8 protein-coding genes and 1 pseudogene are annotated in these 8,290 nt (G+C 72.4%); 5 read left to right on the plus strand and 4 right to left on the minus strand.

The annotated features are described in order from the left end of the window. Positions 1-261: 261 nt before the first annotated feature. Positions 262-615 (minus strand): annotated as a pseudogene (locus tag ACFRMQ_RS34440) (winged helix-turn-helix transcriptional regulator); the annotation flags it as partial. A gap of 97 nt (positions 616-712) precedes the next feature. On the opposite strand from ACFRMQ_RS34440, the gene ACFRMQ_RS34445 reads away from it, so the two are divergent. Then, positions 713-1,927 carry a pyridoxal phosphate-dependent aminotransferase gene (locus ACFRMQ_RS34445; protein ID WP_380734713.1) on the plus strand — a complete coding sequence of 405 codons (1,215 nt, stop codon included), beginning with the start codon at positions 713-715 and terminating at the stop codon, positions 1,925-1,927. A gap of 30 nt (positions 1,928-1,957) precedes the next feature. Beyond that, a complete protein-coding gene (locus ACFRMQ_RS34450; RefSeq protein ID WP_380699481.1) occupies positions 1,958-2,290 on the plus strand; it encodes a YnfA family protein in 333 nt (110 codons plus the stop codon). A gap of 70 nt (positions 2,291-2,360) precedes the next feature. Here the strand turns inward: ACFRMQ_RS34450 and ACFRMQ_RS34455 are convergent, their stop codons facing one another. The 3 genes from ACFRMQ_RS34455 to ACFRMQ_RS34465 all read right to left on the minus strand — a co-directional run bounded on the left by ACFRMQ_RS34455 (position 2,361) and on the right by ACFRMQ_RS34465 (position 5,042). After that, the gene (locus ACFRMQ_RS34455; RefSeq protein WP_380734714.1) at positions 2,361-4,028 is read right to left on the minus strand and encodes a purple acid phosphatase family protein; all 1,668 of its coding nucleotides are present in this window, start codon (positions 4,026-4,028) and stop codon (positions 2,361-2,363) included. Positions 4,029-4,233: 205 nt separating this feature from the next. Next, positions 4,234-4,488 carry a hypothetical protein gene (locus tag ACFRMQ_RS34460; RefSeq protein WP_359825802.1) on the minus strand — a complete coding sequence of 85 codons (255 nt, stop codon included), beginning with the start codon at positions 4,486-4,488 and terminating at the stop codon, positions 4,234-4,236. Positions 4,489-4,625: 137 nt separating this feature from the next. Beyond that, positions 4,626-5,042, minus strand: coding sequence for a (2Fe-2S) ferredoxin domain-containing protein (locus ACFRMQ_RS34465; RefSeq protein WP_380734715.1), 417 nt, complete (start codon positions 5,040-5,042; stop codon positions 4,626-4,628). 199 nt (positions 5,043-5,241) lie between these two features. Between ACFRMQ_RS34465 and lepB the strand changes: the two genes are divergently transcribed. From lepB to ACFRMQ_RS34480, 3 genes are all read left to right on the plus strand, one after another. Continuing rightward, positions 5,242-5,889 carry a signal peptidase I gene (gene lepB, locus ACFRMQ_RS34470; protein ID WP_380734717.1) on the plus strand — a complete coding sequence of 216 codons (648 nt, stop codon included), beginning with the start codon at positions 5,242-5,244 and terminating at the stop codon, positions 5,887-5,889. 84 nt (positions 5,890-5,973) lie between these two features. Then, positions 5,974-6,957 carry an AraC family transcriptional regulator gene (locus ACFRMQ_RS34475; RefSeq protein ID WP_380734718.1) on the plus strand — a complete coding sequence of 328 codons (984 nt, stop codon included), beginning with the start codon at positions 5,974-5,976 and terminating at the stop codon, positions 6,955-6,957. 386 nt (positions 6,958-7,343) lie between these two features. Then, complete coding sequence (locus ACFRMQ_RS34480) at positions 7,344-8,282, plus strand: SGNH/GDSL hydrolase family protein (RefSeq protein ID WP_380734719.1); 939 nt, start codon at positions 7,344-7,346, stop codon at positions 8,280-8,282. Positions 8,283-8,290: the final 8 nt, after the last annotated feature.

Here is an 8,290-nt window from a genome sequence, read left to right on the forward strand (position 1 = left end):
GGCCGGAGCCCCGGGGCCCGGCCGGCGATCCGGCGTCCAGTGGTCGTTTATCGGCCCGGGGCATCCTGGGCACACGGGGCGGCGGCCGGCGACGGGGGCCTTGCCGCCGCCCCACACCCCGCACGCCGCACGCCGGGCTGAACCGCCCGGCGCGCCCCGCACGCCTCGCCCGCCCCGCCCGCCTCGACCGGCCGGGTCTGCCGCCCCGGCCCGCCGTCAGCCGAGGACGGCCGGCGCCCCCTCCCCCGCCTTCCGGGGCGTGAACCAGTGCTCGCGCACCGCGTCCGTGGGCCGCTGCTCGCCGAGCGCGGGCAGGCCCCACTCCCCCAACGCTTCGATGACCGGGCCCAGTTCGCGGCCGCGTCCGGTCAGTTCGTAGACCATCGCGTTGGCCGGCCGTTCCAGCCGGCGGCGGGTGACCAGTCCGTCGCCCTCCAGCTGCTTGAGCCGGGCGGCCAGGATGTCGGTGGAGACGCCGGGCAGGTCGGCGTGCAGGTCGGTGTAGCGGCGCGGGCCGCCGAGGAGCTCACGGACGATCAGGAGGCTCCAGCGCTCCCCCACCGCGTCCAGGGCGCGGGCGACGGCGCAGTACTGGTCGTAGCTTCGGCGTGACATGCGGATCAGCATAGCCAAGAGGTTGGACTTTCCAAGTACACACTTGGTAGAACAAAGCTGAAGCAACGGAGCGGTGGTGACGGTCGGGAGGCCGCAGATGGAGTTTCGCCAGTCCAGCAAGCTGAATGACGTGTGCTACGAGATCCGCGGCCCGGTGGTCGACCAGGCCAACGCCCTGGAGGAGGCCGGGCACAGCGTGCTGCGGCTGAACACCGGCAACCCGGCCCCGTTCGGCTTCGAGGCGCCGGAGGAGATCCTCCAGGACATCATCCGCAACCTGCCCTCCGCCCACGGCTACAGCGACTCGCGCGGCATCCTGCCGGCCCGGCGCGCGGTGGTGCAGTACTACCAGCAGCGCGGGGTCCAGGGCGTCACCGTCAACGACGTCTACCTCGGCAACGGCGTCTCCGAGCTGATCCAGATGGCCGTCACCGCACTGGTGGACGACGGCGACGAGGTGCTCGTGCCGATGCCCGACTACCCGCTCTGGACGGCCGTGGTCCGGCTGGCCGGCGGCAAGGCCGTGCACTACCTGTGCGACGAAGAGGCCGAGTGGTACCCGGACCTGGACGACATCGCGGCCAAGATCACCGCCCGGACCAAGGCCATCGTCGTCATCAACCCCAACAACCCCACCGGCGCGGTCTACCCGAAGGAACTGCTGGAGGGCATCCTCGACCTGGCCCGCCGCCACCAGCTGATGGTGCTGGCCGACGAGATCTACGACAAGATCCTCTACGACGGCACCGAGCACCACTGCCTGGCCGCCCTGGCCGACGACGTGCTGACCCTCACCTTCAACGGCCTCTCCAAGGCCTACCGGGTGGCCGGCTTCCGCAGCGGCTGGCTGGTCGTCTCCGGCCCCAAGCAGCACGCGCGCGACTACCTGGAGGGCCTGACCATGCTCTCCGGCATGCGGCTGTGCCCCAACGTGCCCGCCCAGTTCGCCGTGCAGGCGGCGCTCGGCGGCCACCAGTCCATCAACGACCTGGTACTGCCCGGCGGCCGGCTCACCGAACAGCGCGACATCGCGATCAAGGCGCTCAACGAGATCCCCGGCGTCAGCTGCGTCAAACCCAAGGGCGCCCTCTACGCCTTCGCCCGGCTGGACCCGGCGGTGCACCGGATCGTCGACGACGAGCGGTTCGTGCTGGACCTGCTGCTGCGCGAGAAGATCCACGTCGTCCAGGGCACCGGCTTCAACTGGCCCCGCCCGGACCACTTCCGCTTCGTCACCCTGCCCCGGGCCGACGACCTGGAGACGGCCGTCAACCGGATCGGGCGCTTCCTGGCGACGTACCGCCAGAGCTGAGCGCCCGCGGCCCCCCGTACGCTCGGGGCCATGACCGTCCTGCGCTCCGTCGCCCTGTTCGCCCTCGCCGCGCTCGCCGAGATCGGCGGCTGCTGGCTGATCTGGCAGAGCGTGCGCGAGCAACGGCCGTGGTGGCTGGCCGGGGTGGGCGTGCTGGTGCTCGGCGCGTACGGCTTCGTCGCCGCCCTCCAGCCGGACAGCGACTTCGGCCGGGTGCTGGCCGCGTACGGCGGGGTCTTCGTGGCCGGCTCACTGCTGTGGGGCATGGCCGTGGACGGCTTCCGGCCGACCCGCTACGACGTGCTGGGCGCGCTGATCTGCCTGGCCGGGGTCGGCGTCATCATGTACGGGCCCCGGCGCTGAGACTCCAGCACCGGGGCCCGTCAGGCGCGTCAGGCGGTCCGCCGCCAGGGAACGGCCGGCCGCCCGGGGACTACCAGCCCCAGCCGCCGCCCTGGCCGTCGTCGTCCTGGTTCGAGTCCCAGCCCTCGCCGACCTTGCGCAGGATCGTGTAGTTGTCGATCTGCGTGCCGTCCTCGGCCAGCGCGGTGACCTTCATGACCGACTTCTGGCCCAGGTGCTTCGGGGTGACGTCGACCTTGATGAAGGAGTAGCCGGTGTAGCGCACCCGCGACCACTGGATGGTCTCGGGGGTCTTCACCTTGCCCTTGCTCCAGTAGTAGGTCTTGACCTCGTCCTGGTGGTTCTCGTGCCCCTCGTAGGTGTCCGGCACGTCGAACTTGTACAGGCTGCGGCCGGCCGCGCCCGCGGTGACGTAGACCACGCCGTCCTTGGCCGGCTCGATGGTGGCGCCGCTCGGCACCTGCTTCGAGACCTTGTTGCCGAGGATCGCGTCGGTGCGCTCGTAGATGTGGTTGTGGCCGTTGATGACCAGGTCCACCCGGTACTTCTCGAACAGCGGCACCCAGGCCTCGCGGACGCCGCCCTCGGAGGCGTGCGCGACGGTGGTCGAGAAGGCGCAGTGGTGGAAGAAGACCACGACGAAGTCGACGGTCTCGTCGTTGCGCAGGTCCTTGAGGGTGCGCTCCAGCCACTTGGTCTGCTTGTTCGCCGAGACGCCCAGGTTGGCCGGGATCTCGTAGGAGACGTCGTTGGCGTCCAGCGAGATGACGCCGACGTTCTTGTAGCGGAACGTGTAGACGCCGGGGACCTTGCGGGGGTCCGGGCCGTTGTTCGGCAGGAAGAAGCGGGCGTTCTCGCCGCCGTAGCCGTTGGGCGAGTACCAGGCCTCGATGTCGTGGTTGCCGTACGCGACCATCCACGGGATCTCGGCGGCGACCGTCTCGGTCTGGACCAGGAAGTCGTCCCAGGTCTTCGCGTTGAAGACGGACTTGTCCGGGTCGGTGCCGGAACCGGCCGGGTCGGCGTAGCAGATGTCCCCGGCGTGCAGGTGGAAGGCCGGCTTCTGCGCCTTGATGATGTGGTCGTTGCCGGCCGCGTGCGCGCTGACACCCTGGTCGCCGAAGGCGGTGAAGGTGAACGGCTCGTACACCTTGCCCCAGCGGTGGTCGCGGGAGGGCGCGGTACGGAAGGTGTGCAGGGTGGAGATCTGCTGCTGCGAGGCCGGGTCGAAGCCGTCGTGGCCGACACCGTAGTAGTACGTGGTGTCGGGCTTCAGGTCCTCCAGCGCCACGTGCAGGTAGTACTGGTCCACCGGCTGGCTGGTCGGGGTCAGCGCCGGGGTGTGCAGCGCGCGGACCTCGGCCTGGACCTTGTGGCTCAGCTCCCACGGGGTCTTGCCGAAGCGCAGGTACGGCTTCTTGACCGGGGCCGGGACCTGCCAGGAGACGCGGAACTGGGTGTCCGGCTCCGGGCCGAACTGGAGGTGACGGCCGATCGGGGCGACCAGCGACCCGTCGATGCCGTCGGTCGTGCCACCGGTCAGCAGCTGCGGACCGGCCGGAGCGGCGAAGGCCGTCCCGCTGCCCAGCGCGCCGCCGATGGCGGCGGCGCCCACGGTCACGGCGCCGGCGCGCAGCATCCGACGGCGGGAGAAGCGGGCCCGCAGGTACTCGTGCTGCTCGGCCATGCTCATGCGGTCGGCAAGCTTGGCCGGCACGCCCATGTTGGGGATATCCATGCGCCGGACTCTGTCAGCGGTGCGTTGATCACACACGGACGCGGGGTGAACGGACCGCAGCGCGCCGCCCATTCGAACGCCAATGTTCGACCATGACTTGGTAAAGGACGTGTCCGCACCGCCTCGACGGCGCATCATGGCCCCCACACGCCCCTGGGCCTGATCCGTCGTCGGCGGACCGCGTCCGCCCGGCGGCGGGCGCGCGTCAGCCGGAGGGCTCGTCCCACTGGGTGGCGGTCCGGTTGCCGGTGCCGTCGCAGGTGCGGCAGATCTCGTCCCGGTAGGCGTGCTTGGCTCCGGTGGCGTCCACCCGGTAGCGCACGTAGACCCCGGTGCCGTCGCACAGGAAGCAGTTGCCGCCCCCGCCGCCCACCTCGGTGGTGCCGGTGCCCTGACAGGTCCGGCAGCTGAGGCCGGCGGTCCGGCCGGTGCCCGCACAGATGCGGCAGACCGTCGTCATCGGCTTCCTCCCTCGCGCCCGAACGGCTCGGAGTCCTCAGGAACAGGCCCGATGCCACCGGTCATGGTAGTGGTGACGGCCCCCGCGCCACCCCGGGACGATCGAACTGGCGGAACGCCGACGGCCCCGCCCCCGCCTCACTCGGGCAGGCCCTCGCGGACCCGGCGGGAGACCGAGATCAGCTGGAGGTCCAGCAGGCCCGGCGGATCGGCCAGCCCCGGGCCGCCGGCCCGCACCCAGGCGGCGATGTCGTCGATCATCTCGTCCATCAGCACGAAGCCCAGCCAGACCGGCCGGCCGCCCGCCGCCCGGCCTTCGGCGGAGGGGCCGACCACCACCACGTTGGACTGGGTACACACGTCCAGGCACGTGACCGCGCGGACCCGGCCCGCCGAGCCGACCGCCGTCCGCAGCCGCTCGTACTGGCCCGCGTGGTCCACCCCGGGGTGCTTCGCCTCGGTGCCGCAGCAGCAGCCCCGGCAGACCGTCACCGTCACGGGGGCGGCGGCGCCCCGCTCGCGGACCCGGGCACCGTCGCGGTCTCGGCGGCTCATCGGTTCTCCTGACCCCTCCTGGCCGGCGGCGCCCTGCGCACCGGCCTCCGCACTGTACCTGTCAGCCCGTCGGCGCTTTCCGTCCCGGGTCACATCCGTGCGCACAGACCCTCAACAGGAAGCCACCCCTCCAGATAGGATGCGAACCGATCCGCGCCGACAGGGGGGACGCGCGGACGTTCGGGGGAGGTACGCGAGGATGCCGGATCGAAGAACCCGGAGCCTGGTGCTCCCGGTGGCCGTGACCGTGGCCGGAGTCCTGTGCGGGGCGCTCGGCGCCTCGGTGGTGCTGACCGGCGGCTACGGCGTCCACCGGATGACGGGCGACACGATGGGCCCGGAACTGCGGGAGGGCGACCGGCTGTTGACCGACCGCGTCGCGGCCGCGGACGTCCGGCGTGGCGAGGTCTACCTCGTCGACTCGCCCTGGATGCTCCACCACCTCGTCGTGTCCCGCGTCGCCGCCCTCGGCGGGGACCGGATCGCCTGCGACGGCGGACGGTTCACCCTGAACGGGCGGCCGCCGGCCGAGCCGGCCGCACGCCAGGCCCACACCTGCTACGTGGACTTCGACGTCGCCGTCCCGCCCGGCCGGGCCTTCCTGCTGGGCGACCGGCGGGACACCGCCATCGACTCCCGGCTCACCACCGGGAGCGGAGACGACGGCACCGTCGACCTCGCGTCGCTCACCGGGCACCGGGTGGTCTGGCACACCGGGCCCGGCACGCCCGAAGCTCCCGGGAAGGCGGCCGGCGCCGTCGGACTGGGCGTGCTCGGAGCGCTGCTCACGCCCGGCGGGCTGATCGCCTCGATCGTCACCGCGACCCGCCGACGAGGGGCGCGGTAACAGAAGCGTCGGAACGCGCCGTCCGGGGGAAGCCGGGCCGGCGCGGTACTTGGGTTGTGTCGATCTCGCGGACAGGGGGAATCCGTGGTCACCGAAACAGCACCGGGCAAGACCGGTCCGGTCTCGCTCTACGAAGGCGAAAGCATCGAGGAACTCCGCCACGTGGTGGGCGAACGACTGGCCCCGCACAAACTGGCGGTGCTGGGCGAACAGCGGTTCGCGGGCCGGTTCCACTCGTTCCACGAAGGGGCGGTGGCGCTCTACGACCTCGGCTACGGGGCGCCGGTGCGCCTGTGGACCGGGGAGCTGCCGGACTTCTACAACGTCATCCTGCCGCACGCCGGGGGCGGCCGGGTCGTCTCCAACGGCGCCGAGCTGAGCTCCACGATGTCGGTGGCCGGGCCGGGCGACCAGGTCACCATGGACTGGGACGCCGGGGCCCTGAACGGGGCGCTGGCGATGTCCCGGCAGGCGGTGGAACAGGCGCTCGCGGTCCGCCTGGGCGAGGTGCCGCAGGAGCCGCCGCGCTTCGACCCGGTCCTCGACCCGACCGACCCGGCCGTCCGGTCCTGGCTCCGACTCGCTTATCTGTTCAGAGAGTTCGCCGTCTCCGAACTGGCCCAGCGATCCCCGCTGGCGGTGCGGCACTTCGAGAAGCTGCTCATCCACGGACTGCTGGACGTCCAGCCGCACTCGCTGGGCCGCGGCGGCACCGGCGGTGGCCCGGCGCCGCTGCCGAGCGCCCTGCGCCGGGCCACGGACTACTGCGCCGAGCACGCCGGCGAGGCGCTGTCCGTCGCCGACATCGCCCGGGCGGCCAGGATGAGCCTGCGCACCCTGAGGGAGGGCTTCCGGCGCCACCTGGACACCACGCCGCTGGCCTACCTCCGCCGGGTCCGGCTCGACCGCGCCCACCACGACCTGCTCGCCATCGCCGCCGGCCGGGCCCGCGGCACGGTGACCGAGGTCGCCTGCCGCTGGGGCTTCACCCACCTCGGCCGGTTCAGCGCCGACTACCGGCGGGCGTACGGGCGCTCCCCCTCGCAGACCCTCGGCAGCGGCGCCTGACAGGACGCCGGCGGTGGTGCCCGACGGGACGCCGGCGGTGGCGCCCGACGGGCCCGGGTCATCCGGAGAGGCACTCCGGAGAGGCAGAGACCGGACAGCCCGTCGGGCACCACCCGCCACGCCGCCACCCGCCACCCGCCACCCGCCGTACCGCCGGGAATTCCGCTCCGGGCCGTTTCGGAATCGCCGCCGATACCGCGCGGGCGAAACCCGCGATACCCGGCGGAGCGAAATCCGGAATTCCACACCGGCGCGCCCGACGGAATTCCGGCGATTTCCGCGCACACCATGGACGCCCGGCGAACGCGGCAGTAACTTACCTGCGAGTAGCTGTGGCCCGGCTCGGCACGACCCCCACCCGTCGTTTCTCTCCCCCAGGAGGAACCGTGCTCCGCCCTGCCCGAAAATCCCGCCGCCTCCGGAATTCCACCGCGCTCGCCGCCGCCTCCCTGGGGGCCGCGCTGGCGCTCACCTCCACCACCGCCCAGGCCGCCACCCCGGCGCCGCGGCACTACGTGGCGCTCGGCGACTCCTACGCCGCCGGCGCCGGGGTGCCCGGCCAGTCGGCCGGCCTGTGCCTGCGCTCCGACCACAACTACGGCCACCTGGTCGCCGGCGCCCTCAAGGCCGGCACGTACACCGACGTCACCTGCTCCGCGGCCAAGATCAAGGCGATGACGCAGCCCCAGTACGACGCGGTCTTCAGGGTCAACGACCCGCAGCTGGACGCGGTGGGCGCCGACACCGACCTGGTCACCCTCGGGATCGGCGGCAACGACCTCGTGGCCGGCGACCTCGGCCTCGGCGAACTGGTCGCCACCTGCGTCGCCGGCGCCGTCGTCAACCCGCTCGGCACGCCCTGCCGGGACGTCTACAACCACGGCCACTGGGACTTGAGCAGCCTGTCCTGGAAGTACGGCAACGACGACCTGGCGGAGCGGATCCGCACCACCATCGCCCCGCAGCTGGCCGACACCCTCCAGCGCGTCCACGCCAAGGCGCCCGGGGCCAGGGTGCTGCTGGTCGGCTACCCGTCCGTGCTGCCCGCCGACGGCTCCCGGTGCGTGCTGCGCCAGCCGGTGACGCCCGGCGACGTCGCGTACATGCACAGCGTGCTCGACAAGCTCAACGCCGCCATGAAGTCCACCGCCGCCGCGAACGGCGCGACCTACGTGGACACCGCCACACCGACGCTCGGGCACGACGTCTGCGCGGCCGACCGCTGGATCGAGGGCGCGCTGCCGGGCGCGCCCGCCGTGCCGTTCCACCCGAACGCGACCGGCGAGCAGGTGATGGCGCAGGCGGTGCTCGCCGCGCTGAAGTAGCCCCGGGA

The organism is Kitasatospora sp. NPDC056783, from assembly GCF_042789895.1.
In the GTDB taxonomy this organism is placed as follows: Bacteria; Actinomycetota; Actinomycetes; order Streptomycetales; family Streptomycetaceae; genus Kitasatospora.

Coding starts and splice junctions, on each gene's coding strand:
- ACFRMQ_RS34465 (WP_380734715.1), bottom strand. CDS start 5,042: ATGAGCCGCCGAGACCGCGACGGTGCCCGGGTCCGCGAGCGGGGCGCC.
- ACFRMQ_RS34460 (WP_359825802.1), bottom strand. CDS start 4,488: ATGACGACGGTCTGCCGCATCTGTGCGGGCACCGGCCGGACCGCCGGC.
- ACFRMQ_RS34450 (WP_380699481.1), top strand. CDS start 1,958: ATGACCGTCCTGCGCTCCGTCGCCCTGTTCGCCCTCGCCGCGCTCGCC.
- ACFRMQ_RS34455 (WP_380734714.1), bottom strand. CDS start 4,028: ATGGATATCCCCAACATGGGCGTGCCGGCCAAGCTTGCCGACCGCATG.
- lepB (WP_380734717.1), top strand. CDS start 5,242: ATGCCGGATCGAAGAACCCGGAGCCTGGTGCTCCCGGTGGCCGTGACC.
- ACFRMQ_RS34445 (WP_380734713.1), top strand. CDS start 713: ATGGAGTTTCGCCAGTCCAGCAAGCTGAATGACGTGTGCTACGAGATC.